Annotated in this window: 25 protein-coding genes; 18 read left to right on the forward strand and 7 right to left on the reverse strand. The window is 70.9% G+C overall.

Annotated elements, in window-relative coordinates:
• Positions 1-37: 37 nt before the first annotated feature.
• Positions 38-718 (reverse strand): Crp/Fnr family transcriptional regulator, encoded by a 681-nt coding sequence (locus ACTOQ3_RS14080; RefSeq protein WP_329088899.1) that lies wholly within the window; start codon positions 716-718, stop codon positions 38-40.
• 150 nt (positions 719-868) lie between these two features.
• Here ACTOQ3_RS14080 and nth point away from each other — a divergent pair, with 150 nt between their 5' ends.
• On the forward strand, positions 869-1,525 hold the full coding sequence (gene nth, locus ACTOQ3_RS14085) for an endonuclease III (RefSeq protein WP_440083823.1): 657 nt from the start codon (positions 869-871) through the stop codon (positions 1,523-1,525).
• 117 nt (positions 1,526-1,642) lie between these two features.
• Positions 1,643-2,287, forward strand: a complete 645-nt coding sequence (locus ACTOQ3_RS14090) for an NUDIX hydrolase (RefSeq protein WP_440083824.1) — start codon at positions 1,643-1,645, stop codon at positions 2,285-2,287.
• Here the strand turns inward: ACTOQ3_RS14090 and ACTOQ3_RS14095 are convergent.
• On the reverse strand, positions 2,237-2,788 hold the full coding sequence (locus ACTOQ3_RS14095; protein WP_440083825.1) for a HEAT repeat domain-containing protein: 552 nt from the start codon (positions 2,786-2,788) through the stop codon (positions 2,237-2,239). The genes ACTOQ3_RS14090 and ACTOQ3_RS14095 overlap by 51 nt on opposite strands.
• 72 nt (positions 2,789-2,860) lie before the next feature.
• Between ACTOQ3_RS14095 and ACTOQ3_RS14100 the strand changes: the two genes are divergently transcribed.
• Entirely contained in the window at positions 2,861-4,063 is a 1,203-nt protein-coding gene (locus tag ACTOQ3_RS14100) for a MarP family serine protease (protein WP_440083826.1), read from the forward strand.
• 34 nt (positions 4,064-4,097) lie between these two features.
• Here ACTOQ3_RS14100 and ACTOQ3_RS14105 read toward each other — a convergent pair whose 3' ends face one another.
• The 4 genes from ACTOQ3_RS14105 to acs form a co-directional block, all read right to left on the reverse strand.
• Positions 4,098-4,538, reverse strand: a complete 441-nt coding sequence (locus ACTOQ3_RS14105; RefSeq protein ID WP_440067825.1) for a DUF309 domain-containing protein — start codon at positions 4,536-4,538, stop codon at positions 4,098-4,100.
• Positions 4,535-5,458, reverse strand: a complete 924-nt coding sequence (locus ACTOQ3_RS14110) for an alpha/beta fold hydrolase (RefSeq protein WP_440083827.1) — start codon at positions 5,456-5,458, stop codon at positions 4,535-4,537. Before ACTOQ3_RS14110 ends, ACTOQ3_RS14105 begins: the two co-directional genes overlap by 4 nt.
• On the reverse strand, positions 5,455-5,922 hold the full coding sequence (locus ACTOQ3_RS14115) for a phage holin family protein (protein WP_440083828.1): 468 nt from the start codon (positions 5,920-5,922) through the stop codon (positions 5,455-5,457). The genes ACTOQ3_RS14110 and ACTOQ3_RS14115 overlap by 4 nt, the downstream gene beginning before the upstream one ends.
• 892 nt (positions 5,923-6,814) lie before the next feature.
• Positions 6,815-8,800: an acetate--CoA ligase gene (gene acs, locus ACTOQ3_RS14120; protein ID WP_440083829.1), complete on the reverse strand. Its 1,986-nt coding sequence runs from the start codon at positions 8,798-8,800 to the stop codon at positions 6,815-6,817.
• Between the two features lie 433 nt (positions 8,801-9,233).
• Between acs and ACTOQ3_RS14125 the strand changes: the two genes are divergently transcribed.
• The 9 genes from ACTOQ3_RS14125 to ACTOQ3_RS14165 all read left to right on the forward strand — a co-directional run bounded on the left by ACTOQ3_RS14125 (position 9,234) and on the right by ACTOQ3_RS14165 (position 16,749).
• Positions 9,234-10,022: an oxidoreductase gene (locus ACTOQ3_RS14125; RefSeq protein WP_440083830.1), complete on the forward strand. Its 789-nt coding sequence runs from the start codon at positions 9,234-9,236 to the stop codon at positions 10,020-10,022.
• Between the two features lie 398 nt (positions 10,023-10,420).
• The gene (locus ACTOQ3_RS14130) at positions 10,421-10,741 is read left to right on the forward strand and encodes a hypothetical protein (RefSeq protein ID WP_440083831.1); all 321 of its coding nucleotides are present in this window, start codon (positions 10,421-10,423) and stop codon (positions 10,739-10,741) included.
• A gap of 432 nt (positions 10,742-11,173) precedes the next feature.
• Positions 11,174-12,220: a septum site-determining protein Ssd gene (gene ssd / locus ACTOQ3_RS14135; protein WP_440083832.1), complete on the forward strand. Its 1,047-nt coding sequence runs from the start codon at positions 11,174-11,176 to the stop codon at positions 12,218-12,220.
• Positions 12,217-13,560 (forward strand): TadA family conjugal transfer-associated ATPase, encoded by a 1,344-nt coding sequence (locus ACTOQ3_RS14140; RefSeq protein WP_440083833.1) that lies wholly within the window; start codon positions 12,217-12,219, stop codon positions 13,558-13,560. The genes ssd and ACTOQ3_RS14140 overlap by 4 nt, the downstream gene beginning before the upstream one ends.
• On the forward strand, positions 13,557-14,270 hold the full coding sequence (locus ACTOQ3_RS14145) for a type II secretion system F family protein (RefSeq protein WP_440083834.1): 714 nt from the start codon (positions 13,557-13,559) through the stop codon (positions 14,268-14,270). The genes ACTOQ3_RS14140 and ACTOQ3_RS14145 overlap by 4 nt, the downstream gene beginning before the upstream one ends.
• Positions 14,271-14,319: 49 nt before the next feature.
• Entirely contained in the window at positions 14,320-15,237 is a 918-nt protein-coding gene (locus ACTOQ3_RS14150; RefSeq protein WP_440083835.1) for a type II secretion system F family protein, read from the forward strand.
• 284 nt (positions 15,238-15,521) lie between these two features.
• Complete coding sequence (locus ACTOQ3_RS14155; protein ID WP_440083836.1) at positions 15,522-15,758, forward strand: DUF4244 domain-containing protein; 237 nt, start codon at positions 15,522-15,524, stop codon at positions 15,756-15,758.
• 44 nt (positions 15,759-15,802) lie between these two features.
• Positions 15,803-16,135, forward strand: coding sequence for a TadE family type IV pilus minor pilin (locus ACTOQ3_RS14160; protein ID WP_440083837.1), 333 nt, complete (start codon positions 15,803-15,805; stop codon positions 16,133-16,135).
• A gap of 239 nt (positions 16,136-16,374) precedes the next feature.
• The gene (locus ACTOQ3_RS14165) at positions 16,375-16,749 is read left to right on the forward strand and encodes an Rv3654c family TadE-like protein (RefSeq protein WP_440083838.1); all 375 of its coding nucleotides are present in this window, start codon (positions 16,375-16,377) and stop codon (positions 16,747-16,749) included.
• Positions 16,750-16,773: 24 nt separating this feature from the next.
• On the opposite strand, the gene ACTOQ3_RS14170 is transcribed toward ACTOQ3_RS14165, so the two are convergent.
• Positions 16,774-19,017: a DEAD/DEAH box helicase gene (locus ACTOQ3_RS14170; RefSeq protein WP_440083986.1), complete on the reverse strand. Its 2,244-nt coding sequence runs from the start codon at positions 19,015-19,017 to the stop codon at positions 16,774-16,776.
• A gap of 263 nt (positions 19,018-19,280) precedes the next feature.
• On the opposite strand from ACTOQ3_RS14170, the gene ACTOQ3_RS14175 reads away from it, so the two are divergent.
• The 6 genes from ACTOQ3_RS14175 to ACTOQ3_RS14200 all read left to right on the forward strand — a co-directional run bounded on the left by ACTOQ3_RS14175 (position 19,281) and on the right by ACTOQ3_RS14200 (position 25,835).
• The gene (locus ACTOQ3_RS14175) at positions 19,281-19,631 is read left to right on the forward strand and encodes an STAS domain-containing protein (protein ID WP_030916965.1); all 351 of its coding nucleotides are present in this window, start codon (positions 19,281-19,283) and stop codon (positions 19,629-19,631) included.
• Positions 19,632-19,633: 2 nt separating this feature from the next.
• A complete protein-coding gene (locus ACTOQ3_RS14180) occupies positions 19,634-20,086 on the forward strand; it encodes an ATP-binding protein (protein WP_329088933.1) in 453 nt (150 codons plus the stop codon).
• A 525-nt stretch (positions 20,087-20,611) separates the two neighbouring features.
• On the forward strand, positions 20,612-22,942 hold the full coding sequence (locus tag ACTOQ3_RS14185; RefSeq protein WP_440083839.1) for a sodium-translocating pyrophosphatase: 2,331 nt from the start codon (positions 20,612-20,614) through the stop codon (positions 22,940-22,942).
• 194 nt (positions 22,943-23,136) lie between these two features.
• Positions 23,137-23,610: a SixA phosphatase family protein gene (locus tag ACTOQ3_RS14190; RefSeq protein ID WP_440083840.1), complete on the forward strand. Its 474-nt coding sequence runs from the start codon at positions 23,137-23,139 to the stop codon at positions 23,608-23,610.
• 99 nt (positions 23,611-23,709) lie between these two features.
• Positions 23,710-25,515, forward strand: a complete 1,806-nt coding sequence (locus ACTOQ3_RS14195; protein ID WP_440083841.1) for an FUSC family protein — start codon at positions 23,710-23,712, stop codon at positions 25,513-25,515.
• Positions 25,512-25,835 carry a hypothetical protein gene (locus tag ACTOQ3_RS14200; protein ID WP_440083842.1) on the forward strand — a complete coding sequence of 108 codons (324 nt, stop codon included), beginning with the start codon at positions 25,512-25,514 and terminating at the stop codon, positions 25,833-25,835. The genes ACTOQ3_RS14195 and ACTOQ3_RS14200 overlap by 4 nt, the downstream gene beginning before the upstream one ends.
• Positions 25,836-25,838: the final 3 nt, after the last annotated feature.

Here is a 25,838-nt window from a genome sequence, read left to right on the forward strand (position 1 = left end):
GGTTCCCCGAGGTCTTCGGGGTCCTCGGGAAGGCGGCTCAGCGCGAGCGGTTGTGCAGCCGCTCCAGGTCCATGATGACCACGGCCTTGGCCTCGATGCGCAGCCAGCCTCGCTGGGCGAAGTCGGCCAGCGCCTTGTTCACGGTCTCCCGCGAGGCGCCGACCAGCTGGGCCAGCTCCTCCTGGGTGAGGTCGTGGTGGACCCGTACGCCGTCGTCGATCCGCTGGCCGAAGCGCTCGGCCAGGTCGAGCAGGGCCTTGGCCACCCGGCCCGGCACGTCGGTGAAGACGAGGTCGGCCAGCACGTCGTTCGTACGGCGGAGGCGCTGGGCCAGGGCCCGCAGCAGGTGGAGGGCGACCTCGGGCCGGCCGGTCAGCCAGGGCCGCAGGTCGTCGTGTCCGAGCCCGGCCAGGAGGACGTCGGTCAGCGCGGTGGCCGACGCCGTACGGGGACGGGGATCGAACAGGGACAGTTCGCCGAACATCTCGCTCGGACCGAGCACGCTGAGCAGGTTCTCCCGGCCGTCTGGCGAGGTCCGGGAGAGTTTGATCTTGCCTTCGAGCACCACGTAGAGGCGGTCTCCGGTCTCGTTCTCGCTGAAGAGGGTCTGTCCCTTGGACAGTTCCACCTCGGAGATGCTCGTGCGCAGCGCGGCGGCGCTCTCACGGTCGAGCGCGGCGAACAGAGGGGCCTTGCCCAGCACGTCGTCGGAGTTCACAGTGCCTCCTGTTTCACGGCTCACGCAGTCATTGTGACCCATCCCATCGTGCCGCTCTCCGGGGGGCCTTGGGCGTAGGCTGACGGAGTGCTCCGCAACGTCAGCCCTGGTGGTGAATCCCAGCTTGCCCTGGTTCGTCGAGCCCGTCGAATGGACCGGATTCTGGCGGAAACCTATCCTGACGCCCACTGCGAGCTCGACTTCCGCGATCCTCTCGAACTGCTGGTCGCGACGATCCTGTCCGCCCAATGTACGGACAAAAGGGTTAATACGGTTACTCCTACCCTTTTTGCCAAATATCCCACAGCGGAAGACTACGCCGGTGCCGACCGGGCCGAGATGGAGGGGATCATCCGGCCCACCGGTTTCTTCCGCGCCAAGACCAACAGCATCATCGGCATGGCCCAGGCCCTGTGCGAGCGCCATGGCGGCGAGGTGCCCGGGAAGCTGAAGGACCTGGTCGCCCTGCCCGGAGTCGGCCGCAAAACGGCCAACGTCGTGCTCGGGAACGCCTTCGGGGTGCCCGGCATCACCGTCGACACCCACTTCCAGCGGCTCACCCACCGCTTCCGCTGGACCTCGGAGACCGATCCGGTGAAGATCGAGCAGGTCGTCGCCGAGCTCATCCCGAAGCGCGACTGGACGATGATGTCCCACCGTCTGATCTGGCACGGCCGCCGCGTCTGCCACGCCCGCACACCGGCCTGCGGCGTCTGCCCGCTCGCCGCGCTCTGCCCCTCCTACGGCATCGGCCCCGTCGATCCGGTCCGGGCCGCCAAGCTGGTGCGCCCCGGCCCCTTCTCGTGATTTCTCCTTCATCGTCGCCGGGTGACCGTCCGGCCGGTGTTCCCGCGTCCCGCGGATCCGCGGACACCGGGAAGCGCGGGGCGGGACACCGCGTTGCAGAGAACCGGAGGTGTGCCCGTGGAAGAGGTCCCTGGGTGGTTGGAAACGCTGGCGGAGCGGGTCACGGGAACGCCGGTGACCCCGATGTTCCGCCCTCCGGCGTCCGGGGGGCGGGCGGCCGCGGTGCTCCTGCTCTTCGGCGAGGGGCCGCTCGGGCCTGACGTGCTGCTCATCCAGCGGAGCTCGCGCGGGCGCACGCACGCGGGACAACCCGCGTTCCCCGGCGGCGGGGTGGATCCCGAGGACGACGGCCCGATCGCCGCCGCGCTGCGCGAGGCGAGCGAGGAGACCGGTCTCGACCCGGCGGGCGTCCGGGTGCTCGGGACCATGCCCGAGCTGTACCTGAGCCACAGCGACAACCGGGTGACCCCGGTGCTGGGCTGGTGGCACACGCCCTGCGTGGTGCACGCGGCCTCGCCCGACGAGGTGGAGTCGGTGGAGCGGGTCCCGGTCCGCGAGCTCGTCGACCCGGCCAACCGGATCAGGCTGCGCCACCCGAGCGGTCACATCGGACCGGCGTTCCGGGTGCGCGGGCTGCTGGTGTGGGGGTTCACCGCGGGAGTGCTCGACGGGGTGCTCGGCGGTTCGGGTTTCGAGCTTCCCTGGGACCGGTCACGAGTCGAGGACATCCCGCCCGACGTCCTCAACCTCGCGTCCCGTTGACAGGGCGAGGCCGAGGCGGGCCCAGTCGGCCACGTCCTCGTCGGGGTCGAGGGTGAGCCGCCGCAGCGCGGCCAGGCCCGTCGGGTCGGGCGGGCTGCCCATGATGTTCGGCAGCGCGTAGGCGGCCCCGTACCTGATCCGGGGATCGTCGTGCTCGGCGAGGGCGATCACCGACGGCAGCGCGCGGCGGTCCCTGAGGTGACCGAACGCGATCAGCACCGAGTAGAGCACCAGGCAGTCGTCCTCCTGGACGGACAGGGCGCGGAGCACCGGCAGCGTCCGGTCGACGAAGCCGAGCCGCCCCAGGATGTCGACCCCGAGCATCCGCTCGGCGGTGGTCCTGCCCGAGCACAGCCTCCGTGCCGCGGTGAAGGTCTCCAGATCGCCACGTTCCTGCAGCTGGGTGATCGCGCGCCAGCGGGCCGCACCCTCCTGGTCGCGTTCTCGCAGTGCGGTCTCGATGAGAGACTCCACGGCCGCCGCCCCTCCGATCATCGCCATCCGGCCACGATAACCGCAGAGACCTCGCAGAAGGTGTGCACGCGCGGGGCGGCGGCTGGATACCGTAAGGGAGTGAGCGGTGATCTCCTCGATCTCATCCTGATCGCCCTGATGGTGGCCTTCGCGGTGTCGGGATACCGCCAGGGGTTCATCATCGGTGCCCTGAGCTTTGTCGGTTTTGTCGGTGGCGGGCTGCTGGGCATGTTCATCGCCCCGCCCATCGCCGGGGCCGTGGTCGACGGCGAGACCGAGCGTGCCCTGCTGGCGATCGTCATCGTCTTCCTCTCCGCCACGGTCGGGCAGTTCGCGTCGTCCACGATCGGCGCGGTGGTCCGCAGCCATGTCACATGGGAGCCCGCCAAGGTCGTCGACGCGGTCGGCGGCACCTTCGCGAGCGCCTTCTCCGTGCTGATCATCGCGTGGCTGATCGGCTCGCTGCTGGCGTCGTCGCAGTTCACCCTGATCAGCGAGCAGGTCAACAGGTCCCTGCTGCTGACCACGGTCGACCAGACGCTGCCCAGCGCTGCCAAGGAGCTGCAGGTCCCCTTCAAGAACTTCATCGACACCTCCGGTTTCCCCAAGGTGTTCGACGCCATCGGAGGCGGCCAGCTCGTCGACGTCTCGCCGCCCGACCAGAGCGTGGCGGCGAAGGGCAACCGGCAGCTCGATCGCGCGCGCCGGGGCATCGTCAAGGTCCAGGGCGTGGCCACGAGCTGCCGCAAGCACATCGAGGGCACCGGCTTCGTCTACGCCCAGAACAAGATCATGACGAACGCGCACGTGGTCGCCGGGGTCAACCAGGGGCTGCAGGTCACCGACTACCTCGACAAGACCCACCCGGCCAAGGTCGTGCTCTACAACCCCGACCGTGACATCGCCATCCTCCACGTCCCCGGGCTCAACATGCCCGTACTGCGCTTCGACGGCAGCGCGAAGAAGGGCGACGACGCGATCGTCGCCGGATTCCCGCACGGCCACGGCTACACCATGAACGTGGCCCGCATCCGGGTGCAGCAGAAGGCCAAGGGGTTCAACATCTACGAGCGCAAGAGCGTCGTCCGCGACGTGTACGCCATCCGCGGCCTGGTCCGCCAGGGCAACTCCGGCGGCCCGCTGCTCACCCCCGACGGCAAGGTCTACGGCGTCGTCTTCGCCGCGGCCCTCAACCAGCAGGAGACCGGCTACGTGCTCACCGCCGCCGAGGTCGCGCCGGACGCCGAGGACGGCTCCAGGCTCTTCAACCGGGTCGACACCCAGGAGTGCGACCAGAACTAGCGCCTCGCCCGCGTCCGGACGGCGGGGGTGAAGCTCAGAGGAGTTCCTCGATCCTGGCGATGGCCGCCTCGGCCTCCAGGGTGTCGAGCTCGTGGGCGGTCCTGGCGATCCGCTCGTACGGCATGCCGTAGCGGCTGATCCGGTCGGCGCCCCGCGCGAACAGCGTCGCGGCCCCGCGGCGGTTGCCCCGTTGCAGGTGGGTGAGACCGACACAGATCTGCGCCAGTCCCTGCCACAGCTCGCGTTCCTCCTCGGGAGAGGTCTTCCAGCGGCCCTCCAGCACCTCGTGGGCATGGAACGGCCGCCTCTCGCCGAGCAGGCGGCGCGCCTCGGAGAGGGCCTCCTCGGTGCTCGGCGCGTAGTCGTCCGGGATGCGTTCCACGCCCTCGGCGCCGCGCGGCAGCGGGCGCCCGAACGCGTCGCGGGGACGCTGGTTGCGCGGCCTCCCGTCAGGATCCCGGTCCCGCCCGTTCACCGGTCGGGCTCCGGGTCGGCCAACCAGGCGACGAGCTCGGCGTCGAACTCGTCGGGGCGCTCCTCGTGCGGGAAGTGCCCGGCGCCCTCCAGCAGCCGCCACCGGTAGGGGGCGGCGACGTAGCGGCCGGAGCCCTGGGCGGTGCGCGGCAGGATGTGCCTGTCGAGCGCGCCGTGCACCTGCAGGGTCGGCGCGTTGATCTGGGTGCGCATGGTCCTCGCGTAGCGCCATCCGTCCGGCCGGAGCTGGGAGCGGCCGAACCAGCGGTGGTACTCCAGCGCGCAGTGCGACACGTTGCGAATGCGGAACGCGTCGCGGTAGGTCCTCGCCACGTCGTCCTCGGGCCAGCCGGGGCCCGACCACTGGTCGAGCAGCCGCCCCACCCTGGCACCGGAGTTGGCGGTCAGGCGCCGCTCGGGAAGCAGCGGCAGCTGGAAGCCCAGCGCGTAGCGGGCCGCCCTGAACTGGCCGAAGGGCTCGGTGAACAGCGTGGCACGGAGACGGCGGGGGTGCGGAGCCGAGACCGGGACCAGCCGCAGGACCGCCTTGGGATCCGTCACGGCCATGGTCCAGGCGAGCAGCCCGCCCCAGTCGTGGCCGACGACGATCGCACCGGTCTCGCCCAGCGCCCGGATCAGCCCGGCCGCGTCGGCGGCCAGGGTGTGCAGGTCGTAGCCGCGCGGGGGCTTGTCACTGGCTCCGTAGCCCCGCAGGTCGACGGCGACGGTGCGGTAGCCCGCCGCCGGGAGCGAGACGAGCTGGTTGCGCCAGCTCCACCAGAACTGCGGGAATCCGTGGAGCAGCAGCACGAGGGGGCCCGTACCGGCCTCCACGACGTGGAAGCGGGTACCTCCGGCGTGGACGGAGCGGTGGGTCCACGGCCCCTCGATCCTGACCAGGGACTCGTCGGGCCTGCTCACTGGCCGGGTCTCGCCGGGTCGCGACGGCCGTCCGCCTGAACGGTGGGGACCGGAGCCGTGCCGGGAGCGGGCTCGGGCTCGCCGCTCCTGATGGTCTTGAGCGAGCGCAGTGTCCGCTTCATCCCGGTCAGACCCTTGAGCCGCCGCATGCCGATGAGGACCAGCAGCCCGGCTGTGAGCAGGTAGAACAAGGTGACGACCAGGAAGGCGGCCCAGGGCCACATGCCCACGCCGATCAGGGCGTAGGCGATCGTGAACGAGGCGAGGATCAGGCACAGGTGGGCCATGAACGCCGCGGCGCCGAAGAGCCCCGCCGCCGTGCCGACCCGTTTGGCGTCGAACCTGAACTCGGCCTTGGCCAGTTCGATCTCGGCACGGACCAGGGTGGATATGTGGTCGCTGGCGGCGGCGACCAGCGCGCCCAGTGACTCCTCCTGTGGTTCCGCGGGCGGGATATGTGTCATGGACGATCTCCTATCGAGGGCCTTTGTCGAACATCATGCTGCGCGTTGAGGCGGTCGCGCACGCACACCCGCAGCGGAATCGTCGCCGGAACCGGCGTCGCGAGCACGCCGGCGGTCATCGCGTACCTGTCATCAAATATCTGCGTCGTCAAGACTTCAGACTTTAGTCCCGGAGAGGAAGGGAGGCGGGGGACTGCACCGGTTTGGTGAGGTCTCGGCTGTCCGGTGGTGAGAACCTGCACCACAGACCCACCGCCGGGCGGGTGGGATGCGTGGGATGTGAAGTCTGTACGGGACCGTTTGCTCCTTGGTCGGGACCGTTGGGCTCTTGGCGGGGACGGCGGGCGCCGGGACGACCCCGGCCCGTGCGGGCGGGAACTCCCCGTTCTCCGCGACCTTCGGCCCCGGAGAAGATGTCAACGGGCCGAGAGCTACCCCGGCGGCGGCCCGGTGAACGTCGCAGGCCCGTGAGACCGGACCGGTGGGACCGGACCCGTGAGGCCGTGACCCGTGAGACCGGACCTGTGGGACCGGATCGGTGAGAAAAGCCTCCCGAGCGGCGAGTTCTCGTCATCGGAGACGCGACCGGAGGTGTCTTCGAGGACTTCCTCGGAGACGTCGACGGAGAGGTCGCCGGAAAGCCTTAAGCGGTCCCGCCTTTGGACGGTCCCGCCTTCGGAGGAACCGTCCGAAGGCCCCTTCCGCGAGCCCACCCGAGCCCACGGAGTTCGCGGGCCGGCGGGGAGCTCACGGAAGGACGTGCGCGGAGGGCTTTTCGCGGGGACTCGGAGTGATCAAGAGGTTCGGCCTCTCCGGGCGGGCCGTGTCTCCTGCGTCTCCGACATCTCCGACATCTCCGACGTCTCCGGCTCACCCGGGTGTCCCGGCTCGCTCAGTCCTCGCTCTTGGCGCTGGGCAGTTTCTCCGAGATGAGGTTCATCACCGTGCTGTCGGCCAGGGTGGTGACGTCGCCGACGCTGCGGTTCTCCGCCACGTCACGCAGGAGACGCCGCATGATCTTGCCGGAGCGGGTCTTGGGCAGCTCGGGGACCACCAGGATCTGGCGCGGCTTCGCGATCGGGCCCAGCGCCTTGGACACGTGGGCGCGCAGCTCGGCCGCGATGTCCGCGCCCTCCTCGGCGTTGCCGCGCAGGATCACGAACGACACGATGGCCTGCCCGGTCACCGGGTCGGTCGCGCCGACCACGGCCGCCTCGGCGACCTTCGGGTGGGAGACCAGCGCCGACTCGACCTCGGTGGTGGAGATGTTGTGCCCGGAGACGAGCATGACGTCGTCCACCCGGCCGAGCAGCCAGATGTCACCGTCCTGGTCCTTCTTGGCACCGTCGCCCGCGAAGTACATGCCCTCGAAGCGGGACCAGTAGGTGTCGATGTAGCGCTGGTCGTCGCCCCAGATCGTGCGGAGCATGGAGGGCCACGGGTCGCGGATCGCGAGGTAGCCGCCACCGCCGTTGCCCACGCTCCGGCCCTGGTCGTCGACCACGTCGGCGGTGATGCCCGGCAGCGGGCGCATGGCCGCGCCGGGCTTGCCCTCGGTGACGCCGGGCAGCGGGCTGATCATGACGGCGCCGGTCTCGGTCTGCCACCAGGTGTCGACGACCGGGGTACGGTTGCCGCCGATGTGCTCGCGGTACCAGACGTACGCCTCGGGGTTGATCGGCTCACCGACGCTGCCCAGGATCCGCAGCGAGGACATGTCGTACTTGGCGGGGATGTCGTCACCCCACTTCATGAACGTACGGATGGCCGTCGGGGCCGTGTAGAGCAGCGTGACCCCGTACTTCTGCACGATCTCCCAGAACCGGCCGCGGTGCGGGGTGTCCGGGGTGCCCTCGTAGATGACGCTGGTCGCGCCGTTGGCCAGCGGGCCGTACACGATGTAGGAGTGGCCGGTCACCCAGCCGATGTCGGCGGTGCACCAGTAGACGTCGGTGTCGGGCTTGAGGTCGAACACCGCGTCGTGGGTGTACGCGGCCTGGGTGAGGTAGCCGCCGGTGGTGTGCAGGATGCCCTTGGGCCTACCGGTCGTCCCGCTGGTGTAGAGGATGTAGAGCGGGTCCTCGGCGTCGTTCGGCAGCGCCTCGTGGACGTCGGGCTGCCGGTCCACGACGTCGTGCCACCAGACGTCCTTGTCGGTCTGCTCGACGTCCTGGCCGGTCCGCCTCACGACGAGGACGTGCTCGATGCCGGGGCACTCCGCGACGGCCTCGTCCACGGTGGGCTTGAGCGCGCTGGGCGCGCCGCGGCGGTAGCCGCCGTCGGCGGTGACCACGAGCTTGGCGTCGGCGTCCTTGATCCGGCCGCTGAGCGCGGCGGAGGAGAACCCGCCGAACACCACCGAGTGGATCGCTCCGATGCGGGCGCAGGCCAGCATCGTGATCGGCAGCTCGGGGATCATCGGCATGTAGATCGCGACCCGGTCGCCTTTGCCGACCCCCAGCTCCTGGAGCGCGTTGGCGGCCTTGGAGACCTCGCGCAGCAGGTCGGAGTAGGTGAGCGTACGGGTGTCGCCCTCCGGCTCGCCCTCCCAGTGGTAGGCGACCTTGTCACCGCGGCCCGCCTCCACGTGGCGGTCGACGCAGTTGTAGGCGATGTTGAGCTCGCCGCCGACGAACCACTTGGCGAAGGGCGGGTTCCACTCAAGGGTGGTGTCCCAGCGCTTCGACCAGGCCAGGCGGTCGGCCTGCCGTTCCCAGAAGGCGAGGCGGTCCCGCTCGGCCTCCACGTAGGCGTCGGCGGTCACGTTCGCGGCCGCGGCCAGCTCGGCAGGAGGTGCGAACCGCCGGGTCTCGTGCAGCAGGTTCGACAGCGTCTCCTGGGTCTCACGCGACTCGGAACCAGGGGTCTCCGGGGCCACTACGCACTCCTCACGTACTGCTATCGACTGGTCGTGTCCCACTTCACCAGGCCACCCGTGCCCGCCACAAGAGGTCTAGACAGGTCTGTACCAATCGGTGATGGGGGATCATATGCATTCAAAACGCCTTGATTTTGGGGATAATCACCCTCGAAACGTTGCGTTTTCGACACCGTAGGAATGTAGACGGCGTTATTCAACGCGCAGCGGCGGCGCGGTGCGCCGGGCGGTGTCATGTGCTCGGTGAACGGTTCGACCGCTGTCGCCCGGGGTGACCTTCCGGGAGGACCTCCGGGAGCCGGATTCCCGCGGCCGGTCCTTCTCCCGGCTTCCCGGTCTCCCGGCTTTCCCGCCTCCCGGGAGAGGGCCTCCCCGAGCGCCTCCGCCGGTCTGGTCGGGGCCTCGCCGAGCGGTCCCGATAGGGTCGGGCAGCGTGAACGACCCATTGGCTGTCATCGCGGGAATGCCCGGAGTGTCCGAGGCGGTCACCGACGCGCGCAAGGCCGTCGACCGGCTCTACGGGCACCGCGTGCTGCGGCGCAAGAGCCCGGAGGTGTCGGCCAGATCCGCGCTGCGCGGTGCCCGCGCGTCAGCCGCCCTGGAGGGTGTGGACGTGCCCCTCGACGTCATCCCCGAGGTCACCGATCCCGTGGTGCAGGGCGCGCTGCGGGTCTCGGCCGAACTGGGGCGGCTCGGCGCCACCTGGCGCACGGCGCCCCGCCAGGTGCTGGCCAGGCTGCACACGCTCGCCGCCTCGGGACTCACCGGAGAAGGCGGCGCGGGAGACCTCGGCCGCCCGAGGGCCACCGCCGCGGCCCCCGACCCGCTCGGCCTGGGCGCCGCCCCCGGGCCGCAGGAGGCGGTGGCGCGGGTGGACGGGCTGGTCCAGCTGGTGACGGCCTCCTCGAAGGCCCCCGCGCTGGTTCTCGCCGCCGTCGTACACGCGGAACTGGCCGTACTGCGCCCGTTCGGGACGGCGGACGGGGTGGTCGCGCGCGCGGCGGAGCGGCTGACGCTGGTGGAGTTCGGCCTGGACCCGAAGTCGCTGGTGGCCGTCGAGGTGGGCCACCTCGAACTCGGCCCGGCCTACGGGGAGGGGTTGCGGTCGTACCTGAGCGGTACCCCCGAGGGCGTCGCCGCGTGGGTGCGGCACTGCGCGTCGGCGGTCGCGCTGGGCGTGCGCGAGGCCACGGCTATCTGCGAGGCCATGCAGCGAGGCTGACCTCGGGCGGGTCACCGCTTGCCCGCGTCTCTGCGCGACGGCTGATTTCGCTCGTGCCCCTGGGCGCGGCTGACGCTGCTCGTGCCTCTGGGTGACGGCCGACCGCGTGCTTAATCACCGAACGTCACTGATTACGGACATCCCGAGTGGTCGTCCTCACGAACCGACGGCGCCCCTGGTGTGGGGCGCCGTCGCCGACACGTTCCTACCGGGTTACCAAGCGTGCACCTGATAATCGCTGGAGCGGGACAAGCCCGCTCGAGCGCGCCTCCCGCGGCTGGCGGCGCGTGGGTACTCGGCGGCCGTGCCCGGACAAGTGGTCCGTGAAACCTTTGTACGTCCGATCCGCGCTGATGGGAACCCCTAGGAGCAAGACCTTTACGGATCGGGGGACATTAATGGACGAACCATCTGTTATGCCGTTTTATCCTCCGGGAGACCTGGACGGCATGGCGCTCGGCGGGTGGCCGGACACCCTGATGATGATCACCGAGTGTGACCGTCGCCCGCCCGCGCGCAGAGCGCATCTTGGCAGGGCCGTATCCAGAGACTGGACCGTTACATTAAAAAAAGTAGTGGAAATCGGGGATTACTCCTCGACGAAACTTGAGTTGATCGGGCAGCATGAGGTGGTATCTCCCCAAACCGGAGTAACTGCGCATGGGTTGCATCGCACTCCCCTCGCCATGCTCTGGCAGCTGTTGAAAGCTTTCTTCTGAAACGGGACCGGCTCTACCCCCCCAGAGCCGGACCGGTTGGCGACCCCCGCTCTCCCCCCCCGGCGGGGGTCGCCCCTTTTTCCGCCGCCCTCTGCCCGGTTTCTCCGGCCGTTCTCTGCCCGGGAGGCACGCCTCCCGGTCTCGTTCCCGGCACGGCGGCCTCCTCGGCACGTCCCTTCGCCTTCCGGGTACGGACTCTCCCCCTCCCGCACCGGCGGACCCCTATGTACGGGCTCCTATATGGACGTTCTGGCTCGTACAGACTTATGTGCGGGCGCTCCGGGGCGTACGGGTGTGCGCGTGGACGTACCGGCCGCGGGTTTTCCACAGGACGGACCGTTGGCGGCCGGTTGTCCACAGTGCGGCGTTCGGTATCCCGAGGAGGGGCGGTCGTCACGGAGAGTGGGGCTCCCGCACCTCAGGGAGGTATCCGTGGACCGCCCGCTGGTCATCACCGAAGACCACGACCTGCTCGACGACCTGCTCCGTGTCGCCGCCGCGGCCGGAGCCGAGCTCGATGTCGCCCACGTGCCCGCGCACGCCCGGCCCTACTGGAACCGCGCCCCGCTGGTCGTCGTCGGTGGCGACGTGGCCGACGCCCTGGCCGCGACCGGTCCGCCGCCTCGCCCCCGCGTCTTCCTGGCCACCCATGCCTCCGAGGATCCCGACACATGGCGCAGGTGCGTCGCGGTCGGAGCCCAGGGCGTGTTGGAGTTGCCCGCCGCGGAGCGGCGGCTGGCCGACGAGTTCGCCGACGCCGTCGAGCCGCCCGCGAGACCCGGATCCGTGGTGTGTGTCGCGGGCGGGCGGGGAGGAGCGGGAGCCAGCGTCCTGGCGGGTTCGCTGGCACTGGCCGCGTCCCGGCAGCGCGTCCGCACCCTCCTCGTCGACGCCGACCCGCTCGGCGGAGGCCTGGACCTCCTGCTCGGGCAGGAGGAGTCCGACGGAGCGCGCTGGTCCGACCTGGTCGCCCGTGAGGGCAGGGTCAGTTACACCGCGCTCCAGGCGGCCCTGCCGACCTACGGCGGGCTGACGTTGCTCTCCTTCGACCGGGGCAAGGTCGACCCGATCCCGGCCGAGGCGATGCGCTCGGTCCTCGAGGCGGGCCGCAGGGGCTTCGACCTGGTGGTCGTCGACCTGCCGCGCCACCTCGACCAGGCCGCGGTGGAGGCGCTCGGACGAGCCGCCACGACCCTCCTGGTCGTCACCGCCGACGTGCGCGGCGTGCTCGCCGCGGCCCAGGTGCTCGCCGGGCTGTGCGGGCACACGGGCGAGGTGCGGGCCGTCGTGCGCGGCGGGGTCCTGAACGGTGACGTGGTGGCGACCTCGCTCGGCATCCCGTACGGCGGCAGCCTCCCCGACCAGCCACGTCTCGCCGCTGCGCTCGATCGGGGCGACGTTCCCCCACTCGGCCGCCGCACCTCTCTCGGCCGGTTCTGCGCCGCGTTCCTGCACGAGCTGTTCGGACCGGACGCGTGAGGCGGGCCGAGAGCGCCGTGACGGTCTCGCCGGAGTTGGTGGAGGCGGTCCGCGTACGGCTGGCCAGGACAGGCGTCGAGCCCAGCGCCGCGCACGTCACGGTCGCCCTGCGGGCCGAGCGGGCGATGCTCGGCGACGCGGAGATCCTGGCGGTGGCCCGGGTCCTGTGCGCCGACCTCATCGGGGCGGGTCCGCTGGAGCCGTTGCTGGCCGAGGCCGAGGTCACCGACGTGCTGGTGAACGGCCCGCGCGAGGTGTGGGTCGACGACGGCGGCGGGCTGCGCCTGACCTCGATCGTCTTCCCGGGCGAAGACGCTCTCCGGCGGCTCGCGCAGCGTCTCGCCTCCGCGGCGGGCCGGCGCCTCGACGACGCGTGCCCGTACGTCGACGCCCGCCTCGCCGGAGGCGTCCGGCTCCACGCCGTCCTTCCGCCCGTGGCGCCCAACGGCACCTGCCTTTCCCTGCGGCTCCCGCCCAGACGCACCTTCACCCTTCCCGACCTGGTCGAAGCGGGCGCGATCAGGGCCGACAGCGTCACCGTTCTGACCGCGGTGATCGAGTCGAGGCTCGCCTTCCTGGTCACGGGCGGCACGGGTACGGGCAAGACGACCATGCTCTCCGCCCTGCTCTCCCTCGCCCACCCCGGGGAGAGGCTGCTGCTGGTCGAGGACTCCGCGGAGCTGAGACCGCTTCATCCCCACGTCGTCCGCCTGGAGTCGCGCCCGGCCAACCTTGAGGGCGCCGGTGGTGTCGGCCTGCGCGACCTCGTCCGCCAGGCCTTGCGGATGCGCCCCGACCGGCTTGTCGTCGGAGAGGTCAGGGGGGCCGAAGTCGTGGACCTCCTCAGCGCTTTGAACACCGGGCACGAGGGAGGTTGCGGCACCTTGCACGCCAACACCGCGACCGATGTGCCACCCCGCCTGGAAGCGCTGGGATGCGCGGCGGGTCTCAGCAGGGAGGCGGTCCACAGCCAGATCGCCGCCGCCCTGGACGTCGTCGTCCACCTGGTCCGTGACCATGCCGACGGCCGCCGTCGGGTCGCCGAGATCTGCATGATGGTCCGCCGCCCCTCGGGGCTGGTCGAGGCCGAAGCGGCCCTCACCTTCACGCCGGACGGCCAGGTGATCCCCGGTCCCGGCCTGCCCGCTCTCGCGGCCCGAGCACCCGGCATCGCGGATCCGGGGCCGACGATGTCCGCGCCCGATCACCACCGGGAGTCTCGACCGGATGCCCCCGGCCGGCCGAGCTCCGACGAGCCGGTGTCGTGGCCGGTGGCACAGCCGGTGTCACGGCCGGTGGCACGGTCGGCGCCGTGGCCGGTGTCACGGTCGGCGTCATGACGGCGACCGCCCTGGTCCTCGCCGCGCTGGCTGCGTGGTTGTGGGCGGGAGCGGATCCCGGCACCGCCCGCCTGCGCCGGATGAGACGTCGAAGCATGGTCGCCGTCGCCTCGGGTTCTCTCCGCGAGAGATTCACCGCCCGGTCGCGGCCCTCCAAGCGCGTGGATGCCTGGCGAGCCGCGTCGATCGAGCTGTGCCAGGGCCTCGCCGCGGAGCTCGCGGCGGGGCGGACGGCGGGTGAGGCGCTGGCGCGGGCCGTGGGGGCGGCGGGGTTTCCCGATCCCGTCGCCCTGCGCCCGCTGGTCGCGGCCGCGAGAGACGGGGGCGACGTCCCGGCCGCTCTGCTGGCGGTGGCGCCGGAGCACGGAGGTGAGGCGTTCCGAGGGCTGGCCGCCTGCTGGAAGGTGAGCGTGACCGCCGGGGCGGGTCTGTCCGTTCTCGTCGATCGTGTCGCCGATTCCCTGCGAGAGGCCGAGACCCATCGTCACGACGTCGCCGCCCAGCTCGCCGGTCCCCGGGCCACGGCCCGGCTGCTCGCGGGTCTACCCGTTCTCGGTCTGCTGATGGCGGCAGGTCTCGGCATGCGCCCGCTGCACTTCCTGTTCGGCAGCCCGGCGGGTGCCGGTTGCCTGGTCGTCGGCCTCGCGCTCGACGCCTGCGGGTTGTGGTGGACCCACCGTCTGGTCACTCGTGCCCGGCAGGGCGGATGACCGCGCGACCAGGTCAGAGAGGCGGCCGGGTCGGAGAGGATGAGAGACAATGATCGTTTTGCTCGCCGTGGTGTTCGCCGGAATCGCCGCTCGGCTGTGGAGCAGCCGCAGAGAACCCGCCGACCGGCTCCGCCGTGTGCGGCGCTCACCCCCTCCGGTCAGGTTCCCGGAGATGTCGCGGGAGGCCGAGGCGTCCGCGTTCTCCCTGTCCGCGGGGGTGGTCCGCGATCCCTCCGCGCGCGTGGTCCGCGACGCGCCGGCGCGCATGTTTCGCGATGCCTCCGCGAGCACGGCTCGCGGCACAGCCGGGAGGAGGGGCCACGATGTGTTCGGGGGACCGGCCTGTGGGCCGGTGGGGCGACGGCGGCCGGGGCGGGGTGAGGTCGCGGCCGCCGTCGCTCCCGGGCTGGCGGCGTTCCTGGCCGTGGGAGGTCTGGCGGGGGCGGTCGCGGGCGTCGCCGGTTTCGGGATCGCGCTGGTGGTCCTGCGAAGGCGGGAGCCCCCCGAGCTGCGCGGGGAACGCCGGAGGGTGACGGCGGATCTGCCACTGGCGGCCGATCTCATGGTCGCCTGCCTGCGCGCCGGCCAGCCGATCACCGGAGCCATCGACGTGACGGTGGAGGCGATCGGCGGGCCGCTGGGCGAGCGGCTGGCCCGGGTGAGTGGCCGGCTGAGACTGGGAGCGGCGCCGGAGAGCGCCTGGCAGGCCCTGGACTCCGAACGCTCGCTCGCCCCTCTGGCTCGGGCCATGAGCCGGGCCGCGCTGAGCGGCGCACCGGTGGCCGATGTCCTCATCAGGCTGTCCGACGACTCCCGCCGCGCCGCTCGCGCCGCGTCGTCGGCAGCCGCCCAGCGGGTGGGGGTCCAGGTCGTCGCCCCCCTGGGATTGTGTTTTCTCCCCGCCTTCGTCTTTTTGGGAATCATCCCCGTCGTGGCCGGTCTCGCCGGTGAGGTGCTGCTTCCCTGAGTTATCCACAGGGTTTTCCCCGACAGGCCAGGGTTATCCACAGGAAAACGATGATTCCTGTGGACAGAGCTCTTGAAATTTCCCCATCTGGCCCCTGAAACGGCTCTCCTCGTTCGAAGAGGTCCGTTTCGTGCTTTTTTGGCGACATTCTCTGCTGCTGGCCTGTGGACAACCCGAGGTTCTTCCACAGAATGCAGTTCGAGTCAACGAGGCCGCAGGCGTATGGAGAACCCTGGCGTCACCGGCCGGACGGTGGGTCCGGCGGAGATCTCCAGGAGGAGCAGATGACTCGAACCAGTGCCGTTCACGCGCGGCGTGACTGGTCGCGGTGGCCGCGTGCCCGGTGGGCGCTGCTGACCGCCGGCGCGCACCGTGACCGAGGCATGTCCACGGCCGAGTACGCGGTCGGAACGATCGCCGCCTGCGCTTTCGCCGCCCTCCTCTTCAAGGTGGTGACGAGTTCAGACGTCCAGCAGATGATCACGGCTTTGATCAACCGAGCACTCAACGTGGCCGGATGATCCTCCCGGCGTCGGTGACCTCCTCTCGCCGGTCGAGAGGTTCGGTGACCGCGGAGACGGCCGCTGCGCTACCTGCCCTCATGGTCGTGCTGGGAGCGGGGCTGTGGGCCGTGGCGGCGGTCGAGGCGCGACTGGAGTGTGTGGACGCCGCGCGGGCCGGGGCTCGGGCCGCCTCGCGCGGCGAGCCGCTCGAGCGGGTCAGAGGCGGCGTCCTGTCGATGGTTCCGGCGGGCGCCCTGGTCACGGTGACCCGGAGTGCGGAGACGGTGCGGGTGGAGGTGTCCGTGGACGTCAGGCCTCGCTGGGGCGCCTCGCTCCCGAGCGTGACCGTTCACGCGACCGCCGTGTCCGTCACCGAGCCGGGGCTGGAGCGGTAGGTCGTGGCTCGTGGCCGGGGCCGGGGCCGGGGCTGGAGCGGTGGGCCGGGGCTCGTGGCCGGGTTCGCAGGGGTCACAGCACGGCCGCTTCCGGCCGCTCCCGGCCACGCCCGTGGCGGCGGCGCGCGTCATGCGTCGACCAGAACCGTGTGCCGACCGGGAAACCAGGAAACCTGGAAACCGGGCCAGGAGAGAAGGGGAGAGGACGTGTCCGCGGCAAGGCGAGAGGCGGTACGTGGATGAGCGGAGAGAACACGCAGCGAGGGTCGGCGACGATCTGGACGGTCGGGCTCATGGCGCTGGTCTTCGCGGTCGCGGCGGCGGTCGTGTTCGCGGGTGTGGCCAGGGTCGCGCGCCACCGGGCACAGAGCGCCGCCGACCTGAGCGCGCTCGCCGCCGCCCGGCTGGCCTTCGCGGATCCCGGCCGAAGCTGCGCGAGGGCCTCCTCGCTCGCCGCGGACAACGAGGCCAGGGTCACTCGCTGCTCTCTCGGCGACGGCGGCATCGCGGACATCGAGGTGACCGTGGAGGTGTCCCTGCCCCTGAAGGGGCCGGTGGCGATCACCGCCAGGGCGCGTGCGGGCCCCGTGCACATCGCTGACCCCGGCCCTTGACGGCGGTCCGATGAAACCCGGCTGTCACGTTCGCGGCTCGTCCTGGGAGAGCAGGACGGCGAGAAGCCGGAGGGCTCCGGCCTTGTCGAGGGGTTCGTTGCCGTTGCCGCACTTGGGAGACTGGATGCACGACGGGCAGCCGCGTTCGCACTCGCAGGAGGCGATCGCCTCGCGGGTGGCAGTGAGCCAGTCGTGCGCGCGGGCGTAACCACGTTCGGCGAAACCGGCGCCGCCCTCGTGGCCGTCGTAGACGAAGACGGTCAGCAGCCCGGTGTCGGGATGGAGCTCCGTGGAGACACCCCCGATGTCCCAGCGGTCGCAGGTCGCGAAGAGCGGCAGCAGGCCGATGGAGGCGTGTTCGGCCGCGTGCGCGGCACCACCGAGGTCCACGCCCTCCTCGGCGAGGGGGACGAGCGCCGAGATGGGCAGCGTCCACCAGACGGCGCGGGTCCGCAGCGTGCGCGGGGGCAGGTCGAGGGGTTCGTCCCCCATGAGCTCGCCGCTCTGGGCTCGGCGCTTGAGATAGGCCACCACCTGGCTCGTCACCTCGACCGCGCCGAAATGGAGCTCTCCCTGCCCGAGGGGGTGCGAGCGAAGGGACTCGATGACCGAGATGTCGGTGACGTCCCTGGCGAAGGTCGTGTAGTCGGGGGTTCCGGCCTCGACCAGCGCGACCCCCGCCTCCAGATCGAGTTCGGCCACCAGGAACGTCTCTCCCTGGTGCACGTAGACGGCGCCGGTGTGCACGGCCGAGTGGGCCGAGGGCTCGTCCACGGTGCCGAGCAGCCGCCCGGTGGACATCTCGACGACGTGAACGGGCGCGGCGCCCGCTCCCCGGATGTCGGCGAGGTCGGTGGCGCGTCTCCTGCTGGTCCAGAACCAGCCCGCGGAACGTTCCCTGAGCAGGCCGTTCCCGACCAGGTCCGCGAGGACCTCCTTGGTGGTCGGGCCGAAGATGTCCAGCTCGTCGTGGGTCAGCGGGATCTCGGCCGCCGCCGCGCACAGATGGGGCCCCAGCACGTACGGGTTGCCGGGGTCGAGCACGATCGACTCCACGGGACGGCCGAACAGGGCCTCCGGATGGTGAACGAGATAGGTGTCCAGGGGGTCGTCCCTGGCGATCAGCACCGCCAGCGCGTCCTGCCCCTCCCGCCCGGCCCGCCCGGCCTGCTGCCAGAGGGAGGCGCGGGTTCCCGGCCACCCCGCGATGAGCACGGCGTCCAGCCCGGAGATGTCGACGCCGAGTTCCAGCGCGTTGGTCGTCGCCAGGCCGAGCAGTTCGCCGGAGCGCAGTGCCCTTTCCAAACCCCTGCGATCTTCGGCCAGGTATCCCGCCCGGTAGGCCGCCACCTTGCCGGACAGGTCCGCGGGCGCCTCCCCGTCGGCGATGAGGTCCTGGAGTCTGGCCCGCGTCGTGAGGGCCACGGTCTCGGCGGCCCGGCGGGAGCGGACGAAGGCCAGGGTCCGCACGTCGGAGGCGACGAGGTCGGCCAGGATGTCCGCGCTCTCGGCGGTCGCCGGGCGGCGGACCGGGGCCCCGCCCTCGCCCCGCAGATCGGTCAGGGGTGGTTCCCACAGCGCGAAGGTGGTAGCACCCCGGGGAGAGGTGTCCGCGGTCACCTCGGCCATCTGGAGGCCTGTCAGGCGCCTCGCGAAGATTCCGGGCTCGCTGGCCGTCGCCGAGGAGAGCAGGAAGGTCGGGCTGGAGCCGTAGCGGGCGCAGATCCGGCGCAGGCGGCGCAGGATCTGCGCGACATGCGAACCGAACACGCCCCGATAGCCGTGGCACTCGTCCACGACGACCATCCGCAGCCGCCGCCAGAAGGGCGACCACTGAGCGTGACGGGGCAGCAGGCCGCGATGGAGCATGTCCGGGTTGGTGAGGACGTAGTTGGCGTGCTTGCGCACCCAGGCCCGCTCCTCGAAGGAGGTGTCGCCGTCATAGGTGGCGGCCCGGAGGCCGGGAGGGTCGAGCTCGCGCAGCGCGCGGAGCTGGTCGGCGGCCAGCGCCTTGCTGGGCGACAGATAGAGGACCGTGCCGCCGTCGAGCGTCGATGAGAGCGCCGGGACCAGGTAAGAAAGGGATTTGCCCGACGCGGTCCCTGTGGAAATGATCACGTTTTGGCCACGGTGGATCAGGTCCGCGGCCTCGGCCTGATGTGGCCACAGGCCAGAAATACCGTGGTTCGCCCAGCGCGTAACCAGCCGCTGGTCGACCCAGTCCGGCCAGCGGGTCTCACCGGCCTGACGTGCGGGAACGCGCTCCACATGGGTGACACGGCCATGACGTGCGGGAACGTCGAGAAGACGGCTGAGGGCGGTGCCCGCGCCGAGGGGCGAGGATGAGGGCGGGGTCACTGGTTTCCAGTCTCACATCTGTGGGCAGAGTCGCCGGGAATCGTGATTTCGTATAGACACTGAGCGTACGCATGGTTGAATGCCGCGCGTCGGGGCTTGTCGTCCGGGGGCCACCCGGTCCCAGGAGGGCACGCCCGAATCGGTACTTTCGCAGGCAAGGCGCTGGAGGATCTGTGGATCTGAAGTTGGACCACCATTCCGAGGACCGTCTCACCATCGTTGAGGTCGAGGGTGAGATCGATGTCTACACCGCGCCCAGATTGCGTGAGCTCCTGATCGACCTGGTCAACAAGGGGAATTTCCACCTGCTCGTCAACATGGAGAAGGTCGACTTCCTTGACTCCACGGGCCTTGGTGTCCTGGTCGGCGGGCTCAAGCGAGTTAGGGCGCACGATGGCTCACTGGAGCTTGTCTGCACCCAGGAGCGCATCTTGAAGATTTTCCGGATCACCGGGCTGACAAAGGTCTTCGGGATCTACGCCTCGGTCGACGAGGCCAAGGAAGCTCACGGTCGAGACAAGTAGTCGTGGCTACCGTCGAGCTGACGTTCAGCGCTCTCCCCGCGCACGTGCGGACGGCACGCCTGGTCGCCACGGCTATCGCCAGGCGCACCGGCGTGCAGGAGTCGCTGCTGGACGAGGTAAGGCTTGCTGTCGGTGAGGCATGCTCGCGGGCCGTGGAGGCACATCGCCTCCACTGTCCGGGAGAGCCGATCCGGATCGAGCTACGTGATGACTTGGGGCGTTTCGAGGTGACGGTCACCGACTCCGCCCCCAGTGATAGTGACGAGCTGGAGCACGATCGCGCCCTTCTCGGGTTCGACGATCCGTTCGGGCAGCTTCCCGATGACCTGATGGCCGGTTTCGGCATCGCGGTCATCGCGGGGCTGGCCGACGACGTTCAGGTCTACCCGAGCCAGAAGGGCATGTGCATTCGCATGAGCTGGCCGGCGGCGACGAACGGAATGTCTCCGGTCTGACAGAGAAGACTTCGGCGACCGGGCGTGTCCACACGGACACGCCCGGTTGTTCGTTGGGGGTCGAGTGGCCCTGGAGGGCGTGGTCCGGGCAGAGGATCCGCCCGATGGCGTCCCCGTGAAGAGGGCGTCCCCGTGAGAGCGCCCGGGCCGTTCGGGGCGGGGATCTCAATTTCGGTCTAAACTTAATTTAGATGTTTCTTGTCTGAAACTAGGGAGAAACAGGGGTGGGCGGGACAGGTGTGACGGGTGAAATGACCTCATAAGCAGGTCGGTCGTCAAGAGGCGCTGGTCGTGTCGCCAAATGGGCGTGGGCGGAGGCTTCATATCCGCGTCCTCGCTGCGTAGACTCCCGGAACCGGCCAAGGTTTATCCTTCGGAGCGGCCCGCACGCGAGCCGCCCTCCGTGGGGGTCTGCAACTGGAAGCGGCACTGCCAACCATCCCGGATGTGCGCCGCTTCAGCCGCCTAACCTCACCGCAGCGCACTCCGGGCAGGACGTGTTCCCGTCTTGCCAAGGAGACTCGGATGTCTGTGCTCCATCTCGCCGCTGCAGAGCCAGCGGTATCCCTGAGTGGTCACCACTTCACCATCGTGATCGTGGTCGCCGCCGTCGCCCTGCTCGCACTCGCCGTCGCCGGCACATTGGTGCGGGAGGTGCTGGCCGCCGACCAAGGCACCGAACGTATGCAGAACATCGCGCGAGCCGTCCAGGAAGGGGCTTCCGCGTACCTTACGCGGCAGTTCCGGACGCTCGCGTTGTTCGTCATTCTGATCCCTTTCCTGCTGTATCTCCTCCCGGCCGAGACGACCAGCGTGAGGATCGGCAGATCGGCTTTCTTCGTCGTCGGCGCGCTGTTCTCCTCGCTGACCGGATTCATCGGCATGTGGCTGGCGGTCCGCGGCAACGTCCGCGTCGCCGCCGCGGCCCGCGCGTCCGGTGAGAAGATCGCCATGCGGATCGCCTTCCGCACCGGCGGCGTGGCCGGAATGATCACTGTTGGCCTCGGCCTCTTCGGCGCGGCCGTGGTGGTGATCATCTATCAGGGCGACGCCCCGGCCGTGCTGGAGGGCTTCGGCTTCGGCGCCGCGCTGCTCGCCATGTTCATGCGAGTCGGCGGAGGCATCTTCACCAAGGCCGCCGACGTCGGCGCCGACCTGGTCGGCAAGGTCGAGCAGGGCATCCCCGAGGACGATCCGCGCAACGCCGCCACCATCGCCGACAACGTCGGCGACAACGTCGGCGACTGCGCGGGCATGGCCGCCGACCTGTTCGAGTCCTACGCGGTCATGCTGGTCGCCAGCCTGATCCTGGGCCGGGTGGCCTTCGGCGTCGAGGGGCTGGTGTTCCCGCTGATCGTGCCCATGATCGGTGTGATCACGGCGATCATCGGCATCTTCGTCACCGCCCCGCGCGCCGGCGACCGCAACGCGATGGCCGCGATCAACCGGGGTTTCTTCATCTCGGCGGCCATCTCGGCGATCCTCGTCGCCGTCGCGGCCTACCTCTACCTGCCGGCCAGCTTCTCCGGGCTGACCAACGTGAGCCCGGAGATCGCCGCGGTCACCTCGGACCCGCGCCTGATCGCGATCGGGGCGGTGCTCATCGGCCTGGTGCTGGCGAGTGCCATCCAGATCCTCACCGGCTACTTCACCGAGACGAACCGCCGTCCGGTGCGGGACATCGGCGAGAGCTCCCGTACGGGTCCCGCCACGGTCATCCTGTCCGGCATCAGCGTCGGCCTGGAGTCGGCGGTCTACTCCGCGCTGATCATCGGAGCCGCCGTCTACGGAGCCTTCCTGCTGGGCTTCGGCAACGTCACCATCGCCCTGTTCGCCGTGGCGCTGGCAGGCACCGGCCTGCTGACCACGGTCGGCGTGATCGTGTCGATGGACACCTTCGGCCCGGTCTCCGACAACGCCCAGGGCATCGCCGAGATGTCCGGTGACGTCGAGGGCGAGGGCGCCCAGGTGCTCACCTCGCTGGACGCCGTCGGCAACACCACCAAGGCCATCACCAAGGGCATCGCGATCGCCACGGCCGTGCTCGCCGCCACCGCGCTGTTCGGCGCGTTCCGCACGGCGGTCGAGACCCAGCTGGCCGGCGCGACCGAGAGCGTGAAGACGGCGCTGGGCTCGTTCAGCTCGTTCACCCTGAGCGTCGACTCCCCGAACGTGCTGGTCGGCCTGATCATCGGCGCCGCGGTGGTGTTCATGTTCTCCGGCCTGGCGATCATGGCGGTCGGCCGCGCGGCCGGGCGGGTGGTCTTCGAGGTGCGCGAGCAGTTCCGCACCAAGCCGGGGATCATGGCGGGGACGGAGCTGCCCGACTACGGCAGGGTCGTCGACATCTGCACCCGCGACTCGCTGCGGGAGCTGGCCACGCCCGGCCTGCTGGCCGTGCTGACCCCGATCGCCGTCGGTTTCGCCCTCGGGTACGCCCCGCTCGGCGCGTTCCTGGCCGGTGCCATCGCGTGCGGCACGCTCATGGCGGTGTTCCTGGCCAACTCCGGTGGTGCCTGGGACAACGCCAAGAAGCTGGTCGAGGACGGTCACCACGGTGGCAAGGGCTCGCCGGCCCACGAGGCCACCATCATCGGTGACACCGTCGGCGACCCGTTCAAGGACACCGCAGGACCGGCGATCAACCCGCTCCTCAAGGTGATGAACCTCGTGGCGCTGCTGATCGCCCCGGCCGTGGTGACCTACGCCGACAACACCGCGCTGCGCATCGGCATCACGGTGCTGGCGGTGGGCATCGTCGTCGCCGCGGTCGTCATCTCCAAGCGTCGTTCGGCGGGCATCGCCCCGACGGAGGAGAACAACTCCGACCGGGAGCCGGAGCAGGTCTCCAGCTGAGCAATGTTTGACGACAATGTTTGACGGAGGGGTGCACGGGCCGCGTGCACCCCTTCGGCGTGTGCGGGCCACCCCGGTGGGAAACTGGCCGGTATGGAACAGCAGCCCTCCGGAGGCAAGACACTCGTCCTCATCCTGCTGGCGATGGTCGCGGTGTTCGCGGTGATCGTGGGTCTGGCCATGTGGGCGTCGCGATGACGGCGCGCACGCTCGTCGTCCTGCGCCACGCCAAGGCGGTTCACACCTCCGGCCTCGCCGATCGCGAGCGTCCTCTCACCGAGGTCGGCGAGCGCGACGCCCTCAAGGTCGGCGCGGCCCTCGCCGGCATGGACCTCACCCCCGACCTGGTGCTCTGCTCGCCGTCGGTACGGACCAGGCAGACCGCCGACCTGGCGCTCCCCGGCGCGGACATCCTGATCGAACCGACCATATACGAGGCCTACCCCGACGAGCTGCTCACGCTGATCCGGCGGAGCGACCCGGAGGTTGGCACGCTGGTCCTGGTCGGTCACAACCCCGGGGTCCACGAGCTGGTCACGCAGCTCACCGCCGCCGACGGCGACGCCGGGTTCCCGCCCGGCGCGTTCGCCGTCATCGAGGTCGACGGCGAGTGGGCCGGGCTCGACACCGGCCGCGGGATCGCCCGCTGGACCCCCAGGAAGCACTGAGACGGAACCCCCGGAAACACCGGGCCGAGGCCATCGGGAAGCACCGAGACCCGGCGCGGTTCCGGGAGGGGAGCCGCGAGGGGCGCGATCGGGGGTGGCATGCGAGGGCTCACCGGCGCGCTGCGCGCCGACTTCCGGCTCTCCGGTCGTCCGGCCTGGGGCTACGGCCTGTTGTGCGCGCTGGTCATCTGCCTCCCCCTGATGTCCGGTGTCCTCCTCGGTCACCTCCGGGAGGGCGCCTCGGTGGCCCTGGGCGGCTATCTCACGCTCTTCGGCGACACCCCGGGACAGCCGTACGGTGATCGTGTCCGCAGGCTGATCGTCAGCACGACCACGGTCACGCTCGGTGGCGGTCTCGGAGCGCTCGTCCAGCCCGGTCCCTGGCCGGTCGCCGTCGTGGTGGTCGGCCTGGTCGCGGCGGCGGGCGTCTACTGGCCGGCGCTGGGCATCCCCGCCGTGCTCTCCGTGACCCTGGCGTACTTCGCGCTCCCCGGCGTGAGCGTGCCGCTCCACATGGGGACCACGGCCGCCGGCGGCCTGCTGGCCGTGCTGCTGGTCGTGGCGGTCTGGCCGGTACGGCGTCTCCGGCCGCTCCACAGGGCCGTGGAGGAGGCCGGTACGGCGCTGGCCGACCTTCTGGCGGCAAGGGGAAGGGCGCCGCTCGCGGACGAGAGCTGGGAGCCGCTGCGCCACCGGGCCGTCACCGCGCTGAAGGACCTGGACAGGGCGCTCTCCCTCTACCGGATCTCCGTGGAGGACGACCGGTCGCCGGATCGGCTCCCGGCCACGCTGAACCGCGTCTTCCAGCAGACGATCGCGCTGCGCGTACTGCGCGCGGCGGCCGTGGAGGCGGGCATCGGGACGGAGTGGGTCCGGGAGCTGGACGAGGCGGTCGAGGCGCTGGCCCGCGCGCTGCGGGAGGCGGTGCTGCTCGGCGGTCCGTCGGAGGTCCCGGAGGCGCTGGCCGCCATCGGGCGGTTCGCCGACCGGGTGGACGAGATCCGCGTGGCCGCCCGCGCGGGCGGCGCCCCGCTGCCCGCGGCCGTGCTGCTGGGGCAGATCCGCCAGGGTGTGGACCGGATCGCGATGGCGGTGCGCTCGGTGGCGCGGCAGGCCGCCGAGAGCGTCGAGACGGGCCCCCGCCTGCCGAGGTTCGTACGGCCCCGCAGGCCGGCGGTGTCGGCCGGCCGCCACCCGGTCCGGGTCGGGCTGGCGGTGGTCACGGCCATGACGCTGATGGCGCTGGTCCACGAGCACTACGCGAAGTGGTTCGTGGTGACCGTGGCGGTCAGCCTCCGCCCCGCCTACCGCGACACGGTGGAGCGGGTGCTGCTGAGGGTGCTGGGCACGGCCGTGGGCGCGGTGGCCGCCGCGGTGGTGCTGGCGGTCGCGCCGGGGCACCTGCACCTGACGCTTTTCATCTCCGTCTGCGCGGCGCTGGGCTTCGCGCTGCGCGGGTCCGGTTACGGATACTGGGCGATCTTCTCCACGCCGCTCTCGCTGATGCTGTCCGGCTTCTCCCTGCCGCTCGACTGGGGCGCGGCGGTGGCCAGGGTGGGACTCACGGTCGCGGGCGGCGCGCTGGCGCTGCTCTTCGCCCGGCTGCTGTGGCCCAGGGGACACCGGGCCCGGCTGACCGCCGGGATCGCGGAGATGCTCGACAGCCACGCCGTCCTGGTGCGGTCGCTGATCGACCGGGACGCCGCCCAGGTGGACATCCGGGGCTTCGCCGCGGCCGACGCCGCAGGGCGGCTCACCGACTCCCTGGACCTGCTGGACAAGGAACCGGGCGGCAGCGCGCCACGGCGGCTCAGGGAGTCGCTGACGGCGGCCGGACGGCTGCGGGACAACGCGTTCGCGCTGCTGGCGGTGCCGCCGCCCGAGGAGGGGCGGGACCCACGGTGACGGTCCTCGATCTCGTCGCCGACCGGCTGGAGAAGGTCGCCGAGGCGGTCAGGACGGAGGAGGCCGGGGTGCCGCCCGACGATCTCGACGCCGTGCTCGACGAGTTCGGCGCGCACGTGGACGCGCTGGCCGCCCGCCGCCTGGACGAGCTCGCCGAACTGGCCGAACTGGCCGATGCCGATCCGCACGAGGACGCGGCCGACAGGATGACCGGCCTGCGCCGGCGCGTCAGGCACGCCGCCGCCGCGCAGCCCGCCCTGCGCGGTCTCGGCGCCGAAGCCGTACGACTGGCCGCTCTCACCACCCCGAGAAGCCGGTAGCCC

The sequence above is a fragment of the Streptosporangium sp. LJ11 genome (assembly GCF_051918945.1).
Lineage (GTDB): Bacteria > Actinomycetota > Actinomycetes > Streptosporangiales > Streptosporangiaceae > Streptosporangium.